This window comes from Sporolactobacillus shoreae (genome assembly GCF_004684935.1).
GTDB classification, from domain to species: Bacteria; Bacillota; Bacilli; order Bacillales; family Sporolactobacillaceae; genus Sporolactobacillus; species Sporolactobacillus shoreae.
Genome location: NZ_SRJD01000007.1, coordinates 82,635 through 102,222, shown reverse-complemented (window position 1 = coordinate 102,222; position 19,588 = coordinate 82,635). Strand labels below are relative to the sequence as shown.

The 19,588-nt window shown below is 44.1% G+C and carries 16 protein-coding genes; 15 read left to right on the top strand and 1 reads right to left on the bottom strand.

Features of this window, described 5'->3' with window-relative positions:
- Positions 1–118 precede the first annotated feature (118 nt).
- From E4665_RS08230 to E4665_RS08170, 13 genes are all read left to right on the top strand, one after another.
- Positions 119–1,381 (top strand): urea ABC transporter substrate-binding protein, encoded by a 1,263-nt coding sequence (locus E4665_RS08230; RefSeq protein WP_174845468.1) that lies wholly within the window; start codon positions 119–121, stop codon positions 1,379–1,381.
- 76 nt (positions 1,382–1,457) lie between these two features.
- Positions 1,458–2,333, top strand: a complete 876-nt coding sequence (locus tag E4665_RS08225) for an ABC transporter permease subunit (RefSeq protein WP_135348309.1) — start codon at positions 1,458–1,460, stop codon at positions 2,331–2,333.
- 6 nt (positions 2,334–2,339) lie between these two features.
- Entirely contained in the window at positions 2,340–3,386 is a 1,047-nt protein-coding gene (locus tag E4665_RS08220; protein WP_135348308.1) for an ABC transporter permease subunit, read from the top strand.
- Entirely contained in the window at positions 3,367–4,110 is a 744-nt protein-coding gene (locus E4665_RS08215) for an ABC transporter ATP-binding protein (protein ID WP_135348307.1), read from the top strand. Before E4665_RS08220 ends, E4665_RS08215 begins: the two co-directional genes overlap by 20 nt.
- A 34-nt stretch (positions 4,111–4,144) precedes the next feature.
- The gene (locus E4665_RS08210) at positions 4,145–4,846 is read left to right on the top strand and encodes an ABC transporter ATP-binding protein (protein ID WP_135348306.1); all 702 of its coding nucleotides are present in this window, start codon (positions 4,145–4,147) and stop codon (positions 4,844–4,846) included.
- A gap of 48 nt (positions 4,847–4,894) precedes the next feature.
- A complete protein-coding gene (locus tag E4665_RS08205; protein WP_135348305.1) occupies positions 4,895–6,631 on the top strand; it encodes a nitrilase-related carbon-nitrogen hydrolase in 1,737 nt (578 codons plus the stop codon).
- A 164-nt stretch (positions 6,632–6,795) separates the two neighbouring features.
- Positions 6,796–7,704 carry an acetamidase/formamidase family protein gene (locus E4665_RS08200; RefSeq protein WP_206663570.1) on the top strand — a complete coding sequence of 303 codons (909 nt, stop codon included), beginning with the start codon at positions 6,796–6,798 and terminating at the stop codon, positions 7,702–7,704.
- Positions 7,705–7,811: 107 nt separating this feature from the next.
- The gene (locus E4665_RS08195) at positions 7,812–8,678 is read left to right on the top strand and encodes a carbon-nitrogen hydrolase family protein (protein WP_135348304.1); all 867 of its coding nucleotides are present in this window, start codon (positions 7,812–7,814) and stop codon (positions 8,676–8,678) included.
- A 342-nt stretch (positions 8,679–9,020) separates the two neighbouring features.
- Complete coding sequence (locus E4665_RS08190; protein ID WP_135348303.1) at positions 9,021–9,398, top strand: OsmC family protein; 378 nt, start codon at positions 9,021–9,023, stop codon at positions 9,396–9,398.
- Between the two features lie 174 nt (positions 9,399–9,572).
- On the top strand, positions 9,573–11,576 hold the full coding sequence (locus E4665_RS08185) for a beta-galactosidase (protein WP_135348302.1): 2,004 nt from the start codon (positions 9,573–9,575) through the stop codon (positions 11,574–11,576).
- Between the two features lie 150 nt (positions 11,577–11,726).
- Positions 11,727–12,701, top strand: coding sequence for a phosphoglycerate dehydrogenase (locus tag E4665_RS08180; protein WP_135348301.1), 975 nt, complete (start codon positions 11,727–11,729; stop codon positions 12,699–12,701).
- Positions 12,702–12,973: 272 nt separating this feature from the next.
- Positions 12,974–15,163, top strand: coding sequence for a glycoside hydrolase family 3 N-terminal domain-containing protein (locus E4665_RS08175; RefSeq protein ID WP_174845467.1), 2,190 nt, complete (start codon positions 12,974–12,976; stop codon positions 15,161–15,163).
- A 181-nt stretch (positions 15,164–15,344) separates the two neighbouring features.
- On the top strand, positions 15,345–16,814 hold the full coding sequence (locus E4665_RS08170) for an NAD-dependent succinate-semialdehyde dehydrogenase (protein ID WP_135348299.1): 1,470 nt from the start codon (positions 15,345–15,347) through the stop codon (positions 16,812–16,814).
- 237 nt (positions 16,815–17,051) lie between these two features.
- On the opposite strand, the gene E4665_RS08165 is transcribed toward E4665_RS08170, so the two are convergent.
- Positions 17,052–17,756 (bottom strand): GntR family transcriptional regulator, encoded by a 705-nt coding sequence (locus E4665_RS08165; RefSeq protein WP_167815156.1) that lies wholly within the window; start codon positions 17,754–17,756, stop codon positions 17,052–17,054.
- 156 nt (positions 17,757–17,912) lie between these two features.
- Here E4665_RS08165 and E4665_RS08160 point away from each other — a divergent pair, with 156 nt between their 5' ends.
- A complete protein-coding gene (locus tag E4665_RS08160; protein ID WP_135348297.1) occupies positions 17,913–18,245 on the top strand; it encodes a PTS sugar transporter subunit IIB in 333 nt (110 codons plus the stop codon).
- Entirely contained in the window at positions 18,242–19,558 is a 1,317-nt protein-coding gene (gene celB / locus E4665_RS08155) for a PTS cellobiose transporter subunit IIC (RefSeq protein WP_135348296.1), read from the top strand. The genes E4665_RS08160 and celB overlap by 4 nt, the downstream gene beginning before the upstream one ends.
- Positions 19,559–19,588 lie beyond the last annotated feature (30 nt).

Sequence of the window (19,588 nt, the reverse complement as noted above, 5' to 3'; positions counted from 1 at the left end):
AAACAAATGATGAGTAGGTAGCTTGGGATATCTTAGAGTCCGTATAGAAAAAATATCTGATTATTACCAAAATAGGTTGAAAAATAAAGCATCGAGAAGCAGGAGGAAAAAATAGAGGATGAAACTGAAAAAGATAAGCTTTAAGGGAGTTACACTGTTTTTAATATTCACTCTTATTATGGTACTTGCCTTGTCAGGATGCAGTGGTTCTTCACAAGGCAGTAACAGCAAAACCATAAAATTGGGTCTGCTTGAAGATCGCTCAGGTGATTTTTCATTAGTCGGTATTCAAAAATATCACGCAGCAGAATTGGCTGTAGATCAAATTAATCAACAGGGTGGCTTATTAGGGAAAAAAGTAGTGTTGGACGCACCTGATACCCAATCTAACAACAGCGTCTATCAACAGATGGCTAAAAAATTAATTTTGCAAGATCATGTCGTAGCGATTATGGGTGCTTATTCAAGCGCCTCACGAGAAGCAATTCGGCCGATTATGGATCAGAATAAAATGCTCTACTTCTATAATAACCAATATGAAGGCGGAGTAGCTGATAATGATACTTTCTTAACAGGAGCGGTTCCGGAGCAACAAATCGTTCCATTGATGAAGTATATGATTAAAAAATTTGGTCCCCGCGTTTACACGATTGCGGCTGACTATAACTTCGGTCAGATCTCTGCACAATGGGTTCAACAGTCCGTGAAGCAGGATGGTGGAAAGCTGGTTGGACAGGAATTTATTCCATTGGATGTCTCTCAGTTCAGCAGTACAATCAGCCGGATCAAAGCTGCAAAGCCTGATGTACTTGTAACGTTACTTATTGGTCAAAACCAATCGGCATTCTACGAGCAGTGGGCCAAACAAGGAGACAAAAGCATACCTATGGCTTCATCGGTTAACCTTGCTCAGACCTATGAACAATTGCGCTTTGCTCCACCAACAATGGCAAATATGTACGTCACAACAAGTTTTATGCAAGAACTTGATACAAAATATCCGGGTGCAAAGACATTTGTTGATGCGTTCTATAAAAAGTTCCCTCACGATAAATATGTCGGACAGGAAGCTGAAGCTGAATATAGTGGAATTATGCTTTGGGCAAAAGCAGTTCAAAAAGCGAAAACAACAGATCGGGATGCAGTTATAAAGGCACTTGAAAGTGGTATTAGTTATAACGGACCTACCGGACCGGTGACAATAGATCCAAAAACGCATCACGTCATTAGAAATATGTTTCTGGTAAACACCGATAGTAAACAAAAAATACAAATTGATGCAGAATATAAAGCGGTCAAGCCAGATTGGCTCTCAACGGCAAAGGGGGTAGACTTGCCCAAAAAACCGCAGTCTCACCAATATACACCTTTAGGTAACTAATCAAAAATCAATTATTGGGGGGGAAATCCCCCCATTTATCATTTAATACCACAGTTTAGCAGTATAGGAGGATGAAATGAGCCTATCAAGTTTAATGAATCAATTTATCAATGATTTCTCATTTTTGATTTTGGCAGCGATTGGGCTGGCCGTCATATTTGGCATGATGAAGATCATTAATCTCGCACATGGAGAGTTTATTATGCTCGGTGCATATATAACGACTTTATCTGCTCAGGCTGGCGTACCTTTGATCATATCTATTGTTTTCGGTGCTATTGGTGTCGGGATCATGGGATACTTGATTGATCGTCTTATTATTTGCAGGCTCTATGGAAGAACCCTAGACTCCGTTGTTGTCACTTGGGGAATTAGCATGGTTATTCAGCAGGGGATGCTGATCATTTTTGGCCCTTCATTACAAGGAGTGTCAACACCACTGGGATCGGTTTCTTTCGCTGGAAGTACCTATTCTGTTTACAGAATACTCCTTTTTGCAATATCTATTGGCGCCTTGTTTCTTTTGTATTTAATTTTTATGAAAACAAAATTCGGTTTGTATTCAAGAGCGACAATGCAAAATCAGGAAATTGCGAGGAGTATGGGAGTTAATACTAACAGGATCTATTCAATGACTTTTAGTATAGGCGCCGCGTTTGCTGGCCTGACAGGGGGACTATACGCACCAACGATGGCCATTTCTCCAACATTTGGGACAGGTTTCTTAATGCAAAGTTTTGTCACAGTGATTGTCGGAGGGGCCAATCCTCTTATAGGCACTTCATTGTCAGGAGGGGTGCTTGGCATCGTAAATAGCATTTTGGATACCACATGGGGGACCTTTTTCGGTGAAATTGGACTCTTGATATGCGCCATTCTCGTGATTAGATTACTGCCACTTGGATTTTCAGGAGTAGTAGAAAAATGGTTTGTAAGAAAACGCAGGATGTGATTGTAGATGGTTCAAGGAAAAATTAAAACTGAAAATATCGTAGCAGCCTTGATCTTTTTCTTCCTTTTTATATGCCCATTATTCATTGATTCCTATAGTGTACTTAACATTTCCTATTTTCTATCAATGGCCTTCTTATCACTAAGCTTGACACTCATATGGGGGTATTGCGGCATATTTAGTTTTGGTCAGGCAGTTTTCTTTGGAATTGGCGGCTATTTCTATGCAGTTTTGACATTAAATCTAACTGGAACGTCAGCAATTACTCCGCTCGGATTACTTTTAGGAGTGATATTAGGTGGTCTTGCAGCTTGGATATTGGGTTATTTTATGTTCTACGGGGGTGTGAACGATGTCTTTGTCGGTTTGATCACGCTCTGTTTAACGCTAGTCTTATCAACTTTTATGGGACAAACGGCAGGATCTGCATGGAACATCGGTCAGGTGAGCCTGGGAGGATTTAACGGAATTAATGGTATACCTGCACTGGAGTTAGGTCCAATTAGTCTTTCCGGAAATAACTTCTATTACTTTGTTCTGATTATTCTATTTGTGATCTATTGCCTTTTAAAATTGTTTACACATTCTAAAGTTGGTGCAGCGATCGTTGCTATACGTGAGAATCGGGAACGGACAAAGATGTTTGGGTATAACGTGCCGAAAATACAATCCCTGGTTTTTGCGGCAGGCGGAGCTTTAGCGTCACTGAGTGGTATTCTATATGCCACCTGGGGCAACTATATTACTCCTTCCGCTTTCGCATTGTCTTCGGCTACAATTCCAGTCGTTCTTGTAGCAGCAGGAGGAAGAAAAAATTTTACTGCATCAATCATTTTCACCGTTTTATATTATTGGTTTGCCCAAGGGCTTTCCGCAAGCGGAAGTCAATACGCTTTGGTCATTCTTGGCTTGATTTTAATATTGGTCACTCTATTCGTTCCGGATGGTATCATTGTTTTCCTGTTTCATTTATCAGACCGCTTGTTTTTCCATCGAGAAAGTAAAATGAAAGAAGTTCAAGAGGAGCATTTGCATGAAAAAAACATCGGTTGAGAACAGTACTAATAAGAAAGCGATACTGGAACTAAAAGGAGTAGGAAAATATTTTGGCGGACTCCGGGCGGTCGATAATATTAATCTATCAGTCAAAAAAGGAGATTTACACTGTTTAATCGGGCCTAATGGAGCGGGAAAGAGTACGATCTTTAAAATGATCATGGGTGTCTACAAACCGACAAGTGGCTCTATTTTATTTGAAAATAATGCTATTACAAACAAGAGAACTTGGGACAGGGTAAAACTCGGGCTCAGCATTAAAATGCAGATTCCCGGGGTATATGGTGACCTGACGGCCTATGAGAACATGAAAATTGCTGCTCAAAATTTTTATAAGCGCAGAGAAATGAACAATAAAATTATGGAATTATTCGACTTGTTGGAGATAACGAACTTAAAATCCAAAATTGTTAATAATTTATCCCATGGGCAGCAACAGTGGTTGGAAATAGGGATGGCACTGGCGTGTAAGCCCAAAATGCTTTTGCTGGATGAACCAGCAGCCGGGCTGGGACCAGAAGAAACAAATTATACTTCTGATCTTATTCGTAAGTTGAATGATAAAGGCCTTACCATTTTATTCATCGATCATGATATGGATTTTGTTAAAAATATAGCAAAAAGTGCTACTGTACTTCATCTAGGCAATAAATTCGCAGAAGGAACTGTGGATGAAATTGCATCAAATCAAAAAGTAATCGACATTTATTTGGGAAAATAATTGGAATAATGACCAAGGAAGAAGGGAGATAAAAATGATACTAAATACAGAGGGTGTGTTTTCTGGATACGGAAAAGTTGAGGTCGTAAAAGACTTCAATATTCAAATTAACGAAGGTGAAATTGTTTCAATTATTGGAAGAAACGGAGTCGGAAAGAGTACTTTTATAAAAACTCTAATGGGGCTATTGAAAACCAACAAGGGCAGCATTACATTTAAAAATCAAAATATTACAAATGTTAAAGCATTTGACCGTGCACGTGGAGGAATAGGCTATGTACCTCAGGGACATGGCGTGTTTCCAACTTTAACTGTAGAAGAAAACTTACTAATGGGGAAATTGATTAATCTCCAGAAAGAAAATTTGAAATTAGAACTTGTTTATAACTATTTTCCAAAGTTAAAAGAACGTAGAAAACAAAAAGCCGGAACACTTAGCGGAGGAGAGCAGGCTGCCTTAGCTATTGGAAGAGCTCTGGTTGGCAATCCTGATCTTCTAATACTGGATGAACCATCGGAGGGTATACAGCCGAGTATTGTTAATCAGATCAGTAAAATAGTCAATCAAATTAATCATGAAACGGGCCTGACGGTTTTATTTGTAGAGCAGAATATGGCGCTGATTCAACAATTATCACAGCGTTGTTATGCCATGGATAAAGGAATGATCAAAGGCGAAATAAATCAGGAAGCCTTACAGGATTATGACGTTTTAAAAAGTTATTTAACTGTGTGATTACGTTGTTTTAAATAGTGGATTTTGAATTGAAAGGAATGTAATTAAATGTCAGTTAAAGTGGCTGCTATTCAATTTGAACCTACAATGTATGAAAAGGAAAGAAATATCAGTAAGTTATATAACCTGGTTGAGGCTGCAGCCAAGAATGGGGCAAAGTTAATTACTGCACCTGAAATGGGGACAACAGGTTATTGCTGGTATGATCGTTCGGAGATTGCCCCTTTTGTCGAAACAATACCAGGACCAACAACAGATAAGTTTCAAACATTGGCTAAGCAGTATGCATGCTACATTGTCATTGGTATGCCTGAAGTGGATATTGAAAATAATCTTTATTATAATTCGGCGGCCTTAATAGGTCCTGCGGGTGTTGTCGGAAAACACAGGAAAACGCATCTTTATATTTCTGAGCCTAAATGGGCGGCCGCAGGAGACTTAGGGCATCAGGTTTTTGACACACCTATTGGACGGATAGCTCTGCTGATATGTATGGATCTTCATTTTATTGAAACTGCCCGACTGGTTGCCTTGAATGGTGCTGATGTTATTTGTCATATCAGTAACTGGCTTGCGGAACGCACACCGGCACCCTATTGGATTAATCGTGCTTACGAAAACAGATGCTATTTGATGGAGAGTAACAGATGGGGGTATGAACGAACGGTCCAATTCAGTGGTGGCAGCTGTGTGATTAGTCCGGATGGGTCGATTCAGTCAGTGGTTGACTATGGGGACGGTATTGCGTATGGCGAGATGGATATCAAAAATTCAAGGGACAAGAGTATTGACGGAGAAACAATATTTGCCGATCGCCGTCCGGATCTTTACTCAGCACTACTGACAGATACCTACTTGTGGAATCCTCTGGATTTCTTTTCACTCTATGGACATCGGCCGTTGCCACCGGGCAAGCAATCAAAAGTCGCTGTAGCACAAATGAAAATATCAAATGATAAAAAAGTGAATTACAAGAAGATTAATGAAGAAGTCGTCAAAGCAAAAAATGAAGACGCAGAATTGGTTGTTTTCCCTGAATTTGCTTTAAGCGGATTTTATGAAAACCAAACCTCTGCAGAAGTTATTCCAGTTGGTGGCACAGAATATCTTATGCGGCTCGCTATGAGATATAAGATATATCTGATTGCTGGGCTGATCGAAGAAGATCACGGTCTGTTCTATAACACAGCCGTTCTTACAGGGCCAGAAGGGTACATTGGAAAATATCGGAAAATACATTTGAATCAAAGTGATAAACAATGGGCTACATGTGGGAATGAGTGGAAAATTTTTGATCTGCCTATTGGAAGAATTGGACTCTTGATTGGTTATGATGCGTTCATGCCGGAAGCAGGACGCATTCTATCTCTTCAAGGGTGTGATTTGATCGCTTGTCCTTCTGCTATACCTCATTTAATGACGATGAGTCATCAGGGAACATCGGTAAAACAAAACTATCCGATTCCAACATCTGCAGATCCGTATCACTGGCATCTCTTTCGAGTCCGTGCAGGTGAAAACAATGTGTATGTTGCATTTTCAAACATTTACCTTCCTGAGAAAGCCTATCTAGGCAAAAGTGGGATTTTTGGGCCGGACACCTTTAGTTTTCCACGTTCAGAATCGATGATGTTCGATGATGAGGGAGTAATACTTTCAGAAATGGATACGAGAAATTTAAATAGTGGGTATCCGACCAATGTTGTCCGTAGAAAAGATCTCGTTATGATGCGGCAGCCACATTATTACAAAGATTTGATCTGCCTCAATGAATTTAAAGAGTGACACTAATAGATAGTATTCTATTACTCTATCCATAAAGTCCGTCCGGAAATGCAGAACAAAGACAGTTTATCAGACTCTTTAAACTTCACCTAATTTATCTGCATGCTATAGTTTTTAGCTCTCCGCTAAAAACCTAACATAAATATTATTTGGAGGTAATTATTGTGAAAGAAATAAAGCAACCAGGCAAGTATAGTTATGTTTTCAGCCGTTATGCGGAACCTATTGTTCATATTGAACCAGGTGAAACTGTGGCTATTTATACAAAGGATGCATTTGAAAATCGTGTTTCCAAGGAGACAGACTTACCCTCAAAGATTCTTGAGGGAGATCCGAATCCTCAGACAGGACCAATCTACATTGATGGGGCAGAACCTGGAGACACGCTTGCAGCACATATCATTAATATTGAGCCAACACGCGGCTATGCAGTAAGTGCCCATAAACCGGGGTTAGGAGGCCTGACACCTACACGTTCAACTCCAATGCTGGCTGAGCCAATGCCGGAAAAGGTCTATATTTATAAGATTGAAGGAGACATGATTACTTACAACGATCGAATGAGTTATCCTTGGCGTCCATTTATCGGCACAATTGCAACGGCTCCTAGACTGGAGGCATTATCTGCACTAACACCCTTCGACAATGGCGGAAATATGGATACTCCGGAAACGAAGCCTGGCAATATTGTTTATTTACCGGTAAACATCCCTGGGGCATACTTCTACACAGGTGATTGCCATGCGGGGCAGGGTGATGGTGAATTGTGTGGCTTTGCTCTTGAAATACCTGCTAAAGTAACGATTAAATTCGATCTCATCAAAGGTAAATCCATTAACTGGCCACGTATTGAAAGTCCGTCAGAATTTATGGCCATAGGTAGTGCCCGCCCAATGGAAGACGCTGCAAGAATCGCTTATGCTGAACTGATTGAATGGATGGTCGAGTATGGCTGGGATAAATATGATGCTCACCAAGTGCTTTCGCAGATTGGCAAATTAAGTGTAGGCAATATGGTTGATACTTACTATTCTTTGGTAGCGAAGATTGAGAAGAAATATGTCAAATTTTGATTAATAGGATCATATCAGAAACAGAGCTATCTCTAAGTTGTTAGAATGTCCAAAACGTTGTATGAAGGGCGGATTTCCCTAACATCTTTGTTGAGAGGAGAGTGCACATGACAAAAGTAGCTATCGGGCAAATTACACCTATTACTGGGGATAAAGAAAAAAATATTAAAAAAATGGAAAGGTTCATTTCCGAAGCAGCTGGCCAAGGTGCTCAACTTGTCGTTTTTCCAGAGCTTGTCCTAACCGGCTACAACTGTGGCGATCAATTTTTTGAAGTGGCAGAGCGGATCCCGGGAGCTGCGACTCAACATTTCACTAAGATAGCTGAGAAATTCGGCATCTACATTATATGGGGGATGCCCGAGACAAGTGTGGATGGTATTCTCTACAATGCAGCGGCTCTAGTTGGCCCTGAGGGATTCGTAGGTAAATGGCGAAAAAATACATTACCCGGACATGCGACAGAAGCGACTGGTCCCGGAGCTTTTCCTGATCGCAGATATTTTAAGCCGGGAGAAGACCTGCAGGTATATGAGACGTCAATTGGTAAAATTGGCTTGCTTATTTGTTATGATATTTGGTTCCCAGAACTGGCAAGATTGCTTACCCTTAAAGGTGCGGATTTAATTGTTGGCATTTCTGGTTCCCCGTCATTTGAAAGAGAAATTTTTGAACCGCTTGTTAAGGCAAGAGCAGTTGAAAACGCCATAAATTTTGTGTATACCAATCTTGTCGGTCAAGAGGGAGCGATTACCTACTGGGGAGGAGGTTTTGTCGTTAGCGCGGGAGATAAAGAAAAGAAAATTTCTGGATCTCCGATTCTCTGTAAAGCTCCTTATGAGGGTGAATGTATCACCATTGCTGAAATCGATCTCGAGGCCCGTCACAAAATCAGCCCGTATTTTCCATTCATGCGTGATTTGACGACACATATGTATGAACAACTGGCTGAAGCGCATCGACGACTAACTTAAAGATGTGATTGTTATTAAGTTAAAGAATTGAGGTAAACTCTATAGAAATTTTGAAGGTAATAGATTAATTGGCCAGATAATGCACCGGGAATGAAGTGTATTATCTGGTTTTTTGAGTGAATTGAATGGATAGAAGCAAGTATGATTGTATATAAAAATCCAATAATTGACGAACTATTGCCTATTCTTTATAAAAAAATATTAACTAAGTAGATGACCATTGATGATTGGATTATCCTCCAGTTGGACATAAACGATTTTTGCCTTTCATATGCATAATTGGAGAACAATGCAGAGTTTACATGCTTTATGATGTTTAAACTTGGTTATGAGGTGAACTTTATGGAACTCATTCAATCCTCAGAAACAATCGAACTTGTCCATGAAAACGGAAACTGGCTGCTCAGCAGGCAGGAGGGTTTTTCCCCGGTTCAGCTGATTGCCGCATCTGCGGCGGCTTGCAGCAGCTATGTATTCGAGGAACTGCTGAACAGGCAGCGGATTCCATATCAGCTGATCAAAGTTTCTTTCGAATATATGGAGAACCCTTTTTACCCCAACCCGATCTCGAAGATTGACGTCCGTTTTCTAATCAATGTGCCTAAGAAAAATCAGGAGGCAGCCAAACAAATTTTCCTGCAGATTCCTCAGAACTGCCCTGTGATCCAATCACTTCATCCGCGCATCAAGCTTAATGAATCCGTTTTTTTTGCTGAATAAGCGACCATTACTGTCGGAACGGCTGTGACTGGTAAAATCTCGAATCATGCTGGTAAATACGATAGAAAGCATGTACATTTGAAATGATAGGATCGCAGCATAACAATCAAATTAATTTTTCCCACTTATAGTCTATTAAATTGAATCGCTCATTTCAGAAGGAGCCTGCATGTCATGTTGAATAGACATAGACAAAAAGATTTTTATTACGGCGGAGATTATAATCCGGAACAGTGGGATGAATCAGTGTGGGCTGAAGATATGCGCCTGATGAAGGTGGCAGGAGTGAATTATGTCAGCATCAACATTTTCAGTTGGGCACGGCTTCAGCCGAATGAGGACACGTACGACTTCAGCATATTGGACAAAATTATGGACATGCTCGCGGCAAACGGCATTTACGCAGATCTGGCGACGGCGACCGCCGCGCCACCCGCCTGGCTCGCCAGGAAATACCCGGAGTCGCTTCCGGTCACGATTGATGGCGTGCGACTTCTCCCAGGCTCGCGCCAGCACTATTGTCCGAACAGTCCTGACTACCGGAGACTCGCCGCGGGGCTCGTCGAACAAATCTCTTTCCGCTACCGGAATCATCCCGCACTTGCGATGTGGCATGTGAACAATGAGTTCGGCTGCCACGTTTCGGAGTGCTATTGCAGTATATGCAAGGCGGAGTTCCAGAAATGGCTTCAAAAAAAGTACAGAACAATTGAGCAGCTAAACCAAAGCTGGTCGACGGATTTTTGGAGTCAGCGCTATTATGACTGGGAAGAAATAAACCTTCCGGGAAAGATGCCAACCCATCACAATCCGAACCAGCAGGTTGATTATAAACGGTTTATGAATGAATCCATTTTGCGGTTATTTAAAACAGAACGCGACATCATCAAAAAATATACGCCGCACGTCCCGGTGATGACCAATTTGATGGGGCTTCATAAACCGATCAATGGATTTATGTGGGCCAAAGAAATGGATCTGGTGACGTGGGATGCTTATCCGGATCCGTTTTGGCATGAGCCTTATGAATTTTTTATGGCGCACGATTTAACGAGAAGCCTCAAAAAAAGGCCTTTTTTATTGATGGAACAGGCGCCGGGCGCGGTCAACTGGCGGGAGCAGAACGCTGTAAAAACGCCCGGGCAGATGCGGCTGTGGAGCTATGAAGCGGTGGCACACGGTGCGGATGGCGTGATGTTTTTCCAGTGGCGGGCGTCACAGGGCGGTGCGGAAAAATTCCACAGCGGGATGGTGCCGCATTCCAATGACGAAAACAGCAGGAGTTTCCGAGAGGTTACCGTGCTCGGGCAGGAACTGAAACGCTGCCGGGAACTTGTTGGTACAACGTACAGGGCTGATGTGGCCATTATTTTTGACTGGGAGAACTGGTGGGCGCTGGAGCTGGATTCCAGGCCGTCCAATCTCGTCCGGTACGCGCCTGAGCTGGGTACATATTACCGGGCGCTTCGCGAACTGAATATCAGTGTTGACTTTATCCATCCGGATGAAGCGCTGGAACCCTATCGCGCGATTCTGGCTCCGGCCAGCTATCAGGTCTCCCTTTCGTTTGCAGAAAAAATGAAGGAGTATGTCCGGGGCGGAGGCATTTTCCTGACCAACTATTTCAGCGGGATTGTCGATGCCAATGACCGGGTCTATCTCGGAGGCTATCCCGGCGCATATCGAGATCTGCTCGGCATCTATGTTGAAGAATTCGCTCCGCTGAAAAAAGGAGAGGTGCATCAGATCAAGACACCATGGGGTGAATCGTCCATTCAAATCTGGGAGGAATGCATTCACCTGCGCGGCGCTCAGGCGCTTGCCACCTTCAACAACGGTTATTTATCAGGCATGCCTGCGGTAACGGAAAACAGTTACGGTGCAGGGAAAACATTTTATGTCGGCACACATCCTTATAAGGATTTCCTCAAGCGTTTGCTAGGCGGAATCATGACGGAAGCTCAGGTCAGCGCTCCTCTGAATGTGCCAGAAGGCGTTGAGGTGACGGTGCGCGAAAGCCCCTCAGCGAAGTACTATTTTATTCTTAACCACTCAGACACCGAAAAAATGTTTGTCACGGACAAAGAATTTGTGGATCTTTTGACAGATCGCCCGGCAAGTGGAATCGTCCAAATTAAATCTATGGATGTAAAAATTTTAAAAAGCAAAAAGCGCTAAGTTTTTTTAGAAAAAAAGTGTCAAAAAATACCTTCTGACAGAAGATCCGACACAAAAGTGTTCCTGTCTTGGTAGATTGCCTCCGACCTGTTAAAATGAACATATCAGACCGGAATGGGCCGGCATTTTCCCGAGAGGAGGATCAAAGGCGTGAAAGTCCTATTTTGTGTAGGGAAATCCTATTTTCCAATTCATCAAACGATCGTAAGCCAGCTCGAGTCAATCGGTGCGGAAGTGACCTGCCTGATGTACGATCAGGCAAGTAATAAACAGAACATTATTGATGCGATCCATGATGCGTCTGTCTATATAACCGCGGTGGCACCCGCCGATCAGGAAGTGATTGACGCAGCACCGCAGCTCAAATATATTTTAAAAACCGGCACGGGCCTTGACAATGTGGATATTGATTACGCGACCCAGAAGGGAATTTATGTCAGTAACGCACCAGGTGAAAATGCAACATCGGTTGCAGAACTTGCGATCGGGCTGATGGTGGCGATTTCGAGAAAGATACCGCTGCTGGATAAGCAGACGAAGGATGGCCATTGGTTACACAATAACGGCTTTGAGTGCAGCGGAAAGACTCTGGGAATCATCGGCTTCGGGTCAATAGGAATGAAGATCGCCCGAATCGCCGGCGCATTCGATATGAAAGTCATCGCCTATGGCGTGCATAAGGACTATGACGCGGCGGCCAGGCTGCGCGCGGCATTTGTCGATCTCGACACGCTGCTCGCCGATTCCGATTATATCGTGGTCAGCACATCGCTGAAGAAGACAAATTATCATCTGATCAATGCTGAGGCGATGGATAAAATGAAGGATTCAGCGTATCTGATCAATATTTCCCGGGGCGCCCTGATCGATGAACCGGCACTATTTGAAGCTTTGCGCCAAAAAAAAATCGGCGGAGCGGCGCTCGATGTTTTTGAGTCGGAGCCGCCTGCTGAACCTCTGCCTGATCTCGACAACCTGATTGCCACGCCGCATATCGGCGGCACGACGCAGGAAAGTGTTACTCGGGTGGCCGAGGTGACTGTTGAGAATATCCGCCGGTTTATTCAACATGAGCCGTTGTCGCACTTAGCTAATGAAAAAGAGCTTCATCATTTGCAACAATGAAAAAAAACAGACCTCGATGTCTGTTTTTTTGTTGTTAACAGATAATACACAACAAAATGTATTTGACGCGACCAAAATTTCAAGTTCGCATTTAATTGAGCGAAAGGCGCACCGAAACAGAAAATAATCATACAAAAGATTCCCCTATGTGCCGCTCTGTCCACATGAAATAAGCTGCGAGAACAAGAATATAATCAAGGAGGCGTACATTTTTCAACGGGCGTACGCCTCCTTTTTTATTACTTGGCCTTCTGATGGGAAGGAGAATGAACTTGGAAGAGCACCGACTGAGAGAATTGCTTGCACAGCTCAGCCTGAAAGAAAAAATCGGTCAGATGACCCAACTGCACAGCCACTTTTATCAGGATCTGAATGAGAAAGCAGCCGGACAGATGATGAAAATGGGCGTAACCGATGAAATGGTGGGAAACAGCGGATCTGTTCTTGGGGCTTCGGGAGCCGGCCGGATCAAGAAAATGCTGAAAAATCAGCTTGAGAAAAACCGGCATCACATTCCTCTTCTGATCATGGCGGATGTGATTCACGGGTATAAAACCATTTTTCCAATTCCACTGGCGCTTGGCTGTTCATGGGATCCGACGCTTGCGAAGCGGGCGTCCGAGGTAGCTGCCCGTGAGGCATCTGTCAGCGGTGTCCACGTTGTTTTTGCTCCCATGGTTGATTTGGTACGCGATCCGAGATGGGGCCGGGTGATGGAATCCACAGGTGAAGATCCTTACCTGAATTCCGTGTTCGCTCAAGCGTTTGTTGATGGTTTTCAGGGCGACGATTTAAAAAATGATCTGAATCGGACAGCGGCCTGTGTCAAACATTTTGCAGGTTATGGAGCGGTTGAGGGCGGACGCGAGTACAATACCGTCAATATGTCGGAACGGCAGATGAGGCAGGACTATCTGGTTTCCTATAAGTCGGCCATCGAAGCGGGATGCAGGTTGATCATGACCGCTTATAATACTGTGGATGGGATTCCGGCCACCGCCAACCATTGGCTTCTGCGGAAGGTGCTCAGGGATGAATGGGGTTTTGATGGTGTAACTATTTCCGACTCGGGAGCTGTACGCGAATTGGTTCCGCACAGTGTTGCTGCAGACGAAAAGGAAGCGGCGATGAAAGCTATAGAGGCAGGCGTTGATATCGAAATGGGAACGTTCTGCTATATGCACCACCTGGAACGGCTGGTCAATGAGCATAAAATTCTGGAGTCCCGGATCGACGAAGCCGTTTGGCGGATTCTGAAACTGAAAAATGATCTCGGCCTTTTTGAAAACCCATTCCGCGGAGCCGATGAAGAAAAAGAAAAAAGGGTTGTTTATTGCCGAGATCATCGGGATCAGGCTCAAAAAGCCGCTGAGCAAAGCTGTGTTCTTCTGAAAAACAGCGGCATTCTCCCATTGAAGCAAAATCAGAAACTGGCGATCATCGGTCCATTCGCAGACAACGGAGCCATTCTTGGTGCCTGGTCGTGGCGGGGGGATCCGAATGCGACCGAAACGCTGACTGCAGCATTCAGGTCTGAAAAAATTTTTAAGACGTATTCCTCCAGAGGCTCAGGGATTCTTGAGGGGAATCGGGAGCTGCTGAATGAGGCGATAAAGACGGCAAGGGGGGCGAATTTGATCATTGCAGCCGTGGGCGAAGCATCAAATATGAGCGGCGAAGCATCCAGCAGGGCACACATCGACCTGCCTGAATGCCAGCTTGAACTCATCCGGGAACTGAAAGCCCTGCGGAAACCCTTAGTTATCGTACTTTTTAACGGTCGACCGCTCGACCTCACTCCGCTGATTGACGACGTCGACGCACTGCTTGAAGTCTGGTATCCGGGATCTGAAGGTGCGCATGCTGTTTTTAATCTGCTGACGGGAAGAGCCAATCCGTCGGGAAAACTCAGCATGTCCTTTCCCAGAACAATCGGACAGATCCCGATTTATTATAATTGCTATAATACCGGCCGCCCACTCGCAGAAAACGGGGACAAAAAGAAATACGTTTCAAAATATCTGGATTGCCCGAATGACGCGCTTTTTCCCTTTGGTTTTGGATTGAGCTATACCACGTTTGAATATAGCGGGTTGAGCCTGGCAGCGGTCCGAATCGCCGGGTCCATGTCCGTTCAGGTTACTGTCTGCGTCCGGAATTCCGGAAAAGTTGCCGGATCAGAAGTTGTACAGCTTTATATCCGGGATATTTCCGGGGAAGTGGTACGGCCTGTGAAAGAACTGAAGGCTTTTAAAAAGATCGATCTACTGCCGGGGGAGCGCAAATACCTCCACTTTACGATTCAGGAATCGATGCTCAGATACTATCATTCCGATCTCACGTTTAAGAGCGATGATGGAAAATTTGAAGTGATGGTGGGCGGCGACAGTGTAAGGACGCTGCACGTACCGTTCGTTTTGTCGAGAGGACGTTTGGTGCTGATTCATGATGAAGCGAAATAAAAATACTGGGATATTTTTTACACTGTGGATCTGTCGTGTAAATAAAATGATCTCGCAGTAACCTAGGTACGGCAAAGTTATAGAAAGTTGACTGGTCATAGGTTATGCTTAATCTGGGTACTGCTCTAGGTTGTGTCATATTTTTGATTCGTTGGAATCGATCAATGAATGAGGTGGAATCATGTCAGATATGGAACTGTTGTTGAAAAATGCGCCTCACCAGCTTTTTATCAATGGGAAATGGGTGAATGCAGAAAGCGGCGCGACAGATGAAGTAATCAACCCGGCGACCGGGAGAGTGATTGCTACAGTCGCACGCGGCGGCGCCGTAGATACTGAAAAAGCAATTAAAGCCGCAAGTGAGGCGTTTCCAGATTGGGCAGACACACCGGCCGATCAGCGGGCGCAGATCATGCGTACGATTGCTGATCTGATTGTTGAACGGGCAGATCAGCTTGCGGTGATCATGACTTTGGAGCAGGGTAAACCAGTGGCCCAGGCAAAGGGGGAGATTCTCGCTGGAGCGGAGAGTGTCCGCTGGTATGCGGAAGAACTGCGCCGTGTCTATGGCGAAACGATTCCAGGACCGAACGGACATCTGTTCCTCGTTGAGAAAGAACCGCTTGGCGTCGTTGGGGCGATCACTCCCTGGAACTTTCCTTCTTCGATGATCACACGCAAAATTTCCCCGGCAATTGCGGCGGGTAATACGATTGTACTCAAACCGTCACCGGAAACGCCGCTCTCGGCAACGGCGTTGATGGTGATTTTCCAGGAAGGCGGACTTCCTGACGGCGTCGTCAATCTGGTTATGGGCGATGCCCCGGCGATTGGTCGAACGCTGACTCAAAGCGATACCGTGCGTAAAATTGCGTTTACCGGATCGACCGCGGTTGGCAAACTGCTCTTCGGTCAGTCCGCCGAGACAGTGAAAAAGATCTCGCTCGAACTCGGCGGACATGCGCCCTTTATCGTCTTCGGCGACGCACCTGTCGAAAAGGTTATCCCTAATCTTGTCGGTTCAAAGTATCGAAACAACGGACAGGTCTGCACCTCGCCAAACCGGATTTTTGTCCATCAGTCGATACTAAAGGAATTTACGGAACAGCTTGTCGCAGCAGTAAAAAATGTGAAGGTCGGTAATGGGCTTGAGAATGGTGTCGACGCCGGGCCGCTGATCCGGGAAGATGCGATCGCCAAGATTGACGGGCAGATCGCGGACGCTGTTGCCAAAGGCGCGAAACTTGAGACCGGGGGCAAAAGGCTGACAGACGGAGCCCTTGCAGAAGGTTACTTCTATGCACCGACCGTCCTGACCGGTGTCACCAATAAAATGAAGATCTTTTATGAGGAAACATTCGGTCCGGTGATTCCGGTGATCTCATTCTCCGATACGGATGAAGTCATTGCCATGGCAAATGACACAGCTTATGGACTGGCCAGCTATTTCTATACAAGAGACCTGAAGACTATTGCCAGGGTCAGCAGAAAGCTCCAGTACGGCATGGTCGGTGTCAATAGCAACGCAGTCGCATTCACTCAGGCACCGTTCGGCGGTGTCAAGCACTCAGGGGTTGGCCGTGAAAACGGACACCAGGGCATTGATGAATACGTGAATGTGAAATTTATTAATCTTGACTATAATTTCTGAGGATGCTTCAAATAGAAATAGGATCCAGAAGGGTAGTTCACCGATTACAGGGTGAACTGCTTTTTTGTTAGACCGTATAAGAAACAGGAGGGCTAAGAATGATCTGAATTTTATCATCAGAGAATTGAGGATAAGAGTGGAAGATGCTCTGCCATCTTTACGAAAAAAGTAAAAATAGCAGAGCATTTTTTCCCATGAAAAACTATTGATGTGCGATTCCTGTTGGCCGACTTTTTACTAGTCCCGCTGCACCGGTGCGTACAGTGCAATATGATCACTGTTGTACAAGGTCTCGGAAACGTTGAAGATCGCACTGTTTCTCAGGAAGTTGATTTCCTTGATCATCAGACAGGAACTGCCCTGATTCAGATTCAACAGATGGCATTCTTCATCAGACAGACGTTTCATAGAGATGTATTCATCTGAAAAACGAATGTCCATCTTCAAGTCATTCTCGATATAGGAATAAATCGAATTTTTGACAATATTTTTGTCCAGATATTTGACGATATCTTTATTGTAGTAAGAATTCTCAATGGCCAGTGGTTTACCATCAATCATCCGGAGTCTTTTAACCCTGTAAATCAATGTTTCAGGATCGCAGTTGAATTCCTGGGCCATGGCTGCATCTGCTGGAAATATATGGAAATCCAGAACCTCCGATGTTATGGTGCTTTTAGGCAGTAAGCGAGTCAGTCCGATTTTTACCGATAGATTGATAATCGTTTTATCGTCTGTCGTTTTCCTGTTGATGTAAAGACCGCTTCCCTGTACCTTATGAATGCTTCCGCGCTTAACCAGAATATTTATGGCACTACGAATGGTATTTCGGCTTACATCATACATTTCTATGAGCGCCTGTTCCGTGGGCAACTTTCCATTAAATTCATTGGCGTAGATCCTTTTCTGTATATCCTCTGCGACTTCTTTATATTTTACCATTTTGAAACCTCCGTCTCTTTGAATTAATACCATAAATTGATGAATAAAAGCAAATAAAAAATATTTATTGGTACTTGAATAATTGGTACCAATAAATTATACTATATTTGTTCTATGAAAGCGATTGCATTTATTTGGAAAGGTGGGAATCATATTATGAAAATCGTACTTTGTTGTGCAGCAGGAATGTCTACTAGTTTGTTAGTTTCGAAAATGGAAACGGCTTCAAAGGCGCAAAATAAGGATTATACAATAATCGCCGTTCCCGCGGAGCAAGTGCCTCTAGAAATTGATTCCACGGATGTACTGCTTCTTGGTCCTCAAGTCAGATACCTCCTAAGCAAGTTTAAAAAACTGGGGGAGGAAAAAAATGTCCCGGTTGATGTCATTGGCTCGATTGAATACGGGACAATGAACGGAGCAAAAGTTCTTGCTCAGGCTGAAAGTCTACTAAATAATCAAACGGGGAAAGGAGGGGAAAAGAAATGAGTGAAACAAAAGGTAGTTTTATTGATGAAAAATTGTTGCCAATAGCCGGCAAGATAGCGAGTCAGCGTCATCTCGTGGCCCTTCGTGATGGTATTATGCTGGCCATGCCGCTGATTATTATCGGATCATTATTCCTGATTATCGCAAACTTCCCGATTCCTGCGTATCAAAATTTCATGGCAGGAATTTTCGGTAAAGATTGGGCCACGGTGGCTCAATATCCGGTTAACGCGACGTTCAGCATTATGGGCCTTGTCGCCGCCTTTGGTATTGCTTATTATCTGGCGCAGAGTTACAAAGTTGATCCACTGTCGTCTGGAATCATTTCAGTGGCTGCATTCTTACTTGCCATTCCTCTGGATAAACTCAGCGATGTTCCACTCGCTTTGCTGGGCAGCCAGGGATTGTTCATGGCCATCATCTTCGGATTATGTTCTGCGGAAATTTACAGATTTTTTATTCAGAAAAACATTACGATTAAAATGCCGGATTCTGTGCCACCCGCTGTCAGCAAATCGTTCTCAGCGCTGATTCCCGGGTTCGCAGTTGTTGTGCTGGTATGGCTCCTCAGAATTCTTGTGGAACATACATCGATCGGAAGCATTCCAAACGTTATTACCTCTGTCATCGGTAAACCGTTAAGCATGGTCGGCGGCAGTTACGGAGGGAGCTTAGTCGCTGAATTCGCCATTGTATTCCTTTGGTCTTTCGGTATTCACGGTGCCAATATTGTCGGCGGTATTATGGCTCCGATCTGGTATGGCGCAATGGATGCCAACCGTGTTGCTTTCCAAGCGCATCAGGTACTTCCGAATATCGTGACGCAGCAGATCTTCGATAACTTCATCAACCTTGGCGGTTCAGGGACAACCCTCGCCCTTGCATTCATGATTGCCTTCCTTGCGAAAAGCCAGCAGCTGAAAGCATTGGGAAAGCTCGTTGTCGGACCGGCAATATTTAATATCAACGAACCGATACTGTTCGGATTGCCGATCGTCATGAACCCGATGATGATCATTCCATTTGTCCTTACGCCAATCGTCGTTTTGACAACAACCTATTTCTCTATGAAATTCGGGTGGGTTTCGCTGACAGCAGGCATCGCGGTTCCCTGGACAACACCGCCGATTATCTCAGGCTACTTAGCAACAGGTGGACATATTTCCGGAGCAATTATACAGGCTGTCAATATCGTTCTTTCATTTTTCATCTACTATCCGTTCTTCCGTGCTGTCGACAGACAGAAACTCAGAGAAGAAGATGAATACAACAAAGAACACGGTGCTGACGTAATAGGAAAAGAAACGGCCTGAAAGCAAAATAAATCACGAAATCAGGTGGAT